The organism is Embleya sp. NPDC059237 (genome assembly GCF_042754105.1).
Taxonomy (GTDB): Bacteria; Actinomycetota; Actinomycetes; order Streptomycetales; family Streptomycetaceae; genus Embleya.
Genome location: NZ_JBHZAE010000054.1, coordinates 1 through 2,191 on the forward strand (window position 1 = coordinate 1; position 2,191 = coordinate 2,191).

Annotated in this window: 1 protein-coding gene and 1 rRNA gene; both read left to right on the forward strand. The window is 50.1% G+C overall.

Annotation, left to right across the window (positions count from 1 at the left end; translation table 11 throughout):
• Positions 1-101 (forward strand): amino acid--tRNA ligase-related protein (locus ACFXKZ_RS52350; protein ID WP_380015652.1); only part of this gene is annotated, 101 nt, incomplete at its 5' end.
• A gap of 308 nt (positions 102-409) precedes the next feature.
• Positions 410-1,959 (forward strand): 16S ribosomal RNA (locus ACFXKZ_RS52355).
• The last annotated feature ends 232 nt before the right edge of the window (positions 1,960-2,191 follow it).

A 2,191-nucleotide genomic window follows, 5' to 3' on the forward strand; every position in this document is an offset into this window, starting at 1 on the left:
CAGGAGGATTAGGCATCGGTATCGACCGTCTGGTTATGCTGCTGACGAATGCCCCTTCTATTCGCGATGTGCTGTTATTCCCGCAAATGAGACAACGCTAATAAAGAAGAGCGGTATCCTCCATAGGGAAAGGATGCCGCTCTTTTTAAATTCCTTAGTATTTCTTCAAAAAAACTATTGCACTATTATTTACTAGGTGGTATATTATTATTCGTTGCCGCTAAACAAGGCGATAACGAAAAAATAACTTAAAAAAAGTTATTGACTTCACTGAGACAACGAGTTATAATAATAAAGTCGCTTGAACGAAGTGAACAAAATGATCTTTGAAAACTAAACAAGACAAAACGTACCTGTTAATTCATTTTAAATAAATCGCACAGCGATGTGCGTAGTCAGTCAAACTACTTTATCGGAGAGTTTGATCCTGGCTCAGGACGAACGCTGGCGGCGTGCCTAATACATGCAAGTCGAGCGGACAGATGGGAGCTTGCTCCCTGATGTTAGCGGCGGACGGGTGAGTAACACGTGGGTAACCTGCCTGTAAGACTGGGATAACTCCGGGAAACCGGGGCTAATACCGGATGGTTGTTTGAACCGCATGGTTCAAACATAAAAGGTGGCTTCGGCTACCACTTACAGATGGACCCGCGGCGCATTAGCTAGTTGGTGAGGTAACGGCTCACCAAGGCAACGATGCGTAGCCGACCTGAGAGGGTGATCGGCCACACTGGGACTGAGACACGGCCCAGACTCCTACGGGAGGCAGCAGTAGGGAATCTTCCGCAATGGACGAAAGTCTGACGGAGCAACGCCGCGTGAGTGATGAAGGTTTTCGGATCGTAAAGCTCTGTTGTTAGGGAAGAACAAGTACCGTTCGAATAGGGCGGTACCTTGACGGTACCTAACCAGAAAGCCACGGCTAACTACGTGCCAGCAGCCGCGGTAATACGTAGGTGGCAAGCGTTGTCCGGAATTATTGGGCGTAAAGGGCTCGCAGGCGGTTTCTTAAGTCTGATGTGAAAGCCCCCGGCTCAACCGGGGAGGGTCATTGGAAACTGGGGAACTTGAGTGCAGAAGAGGAGAGTGGAATTCCACGTGTAGCGGTGAAATGCGTAGAGATGTGGAGGAACACCAGTGGCGAAGGCGACTCTCTGGTCTGTAACTGACGCTGAGGAGCGAAAGCGTGGGGAGCGAACAGGATTAGATACCCTGGTAGTCCACGCCGTAAACGATGAGTGCTAAGTGTTAGGGGGTTTCCGCCCCTTAGTGCTGCAGCTAACGCATTAAGCACTCCGCCTGGGGAGTACGGTCGCAAGACTGAAACTCAAAGGAATTGACGGGGGCCCGCACAAGCGGTGGAGCATGTGGTTTAATTCGAAGCAACGCGAAGAACCTTACCAGGTCTTGACATCCTCTGACAATCCTAGAGATAGGACGTCCCCTTCGGGGGCAGAGTGACAGGTGGTGCATGGTTGTCGTCAGCTCGTGTCGTGAGATGTTGGGTTAAGTCCCGCAACGAGCGCAACCCTTGATCTTAGTTGCCAGCATTCAGTTGGGCACTCTAAGGTGACTGCCGGTGACAAACCGGAGGAAGGTGGGGATGACGTCAAATCATCATGCCCCTTATGACCTGGGCTACACACGTGCTACAATGGACAGAACAAAGGGCAGCGAAACCGCGAGGTTAAGCCAATCCCACAAATCTGTTCTCAGTTCGGATCGCAGTCTGCAACTCGACTGCGTGAAGCTGGAATCGCTAGTAATCGCGGATCAGCATGCCGCGGTGAATACGTTCCCGGGCCTTGTACACACCGCCCGTCACACCACGAGAGTTTGTAACACCCGAAGTCGGTGAGGTAACCTTTTAGGAGCCAGCCGCCGAAGGTGGGACAGATGATTGGGGTGAAGTCGTAACAAGGTAGCCGTATCGGAAGGTGCGGCTGGATCACCTCCTTTCTAAGGATATTATACGGAATATAAGACCTTGGGTCTTATAAACAGAACGTTCCCTGTCTTGTTTAGTTTTGAAGGATCATTCCTTCGAAACGTGTTCTTTGAAAACTAGATAACAGTAGACATCACATTCAAGTAATACAAGATATCACATAGTGATTCTTTTTAACGGTTAAGTTAGAAAGGGCGCACGGTGGATGCCTTGGCACTAGGAGCCGATGAAGGACGGGACGAA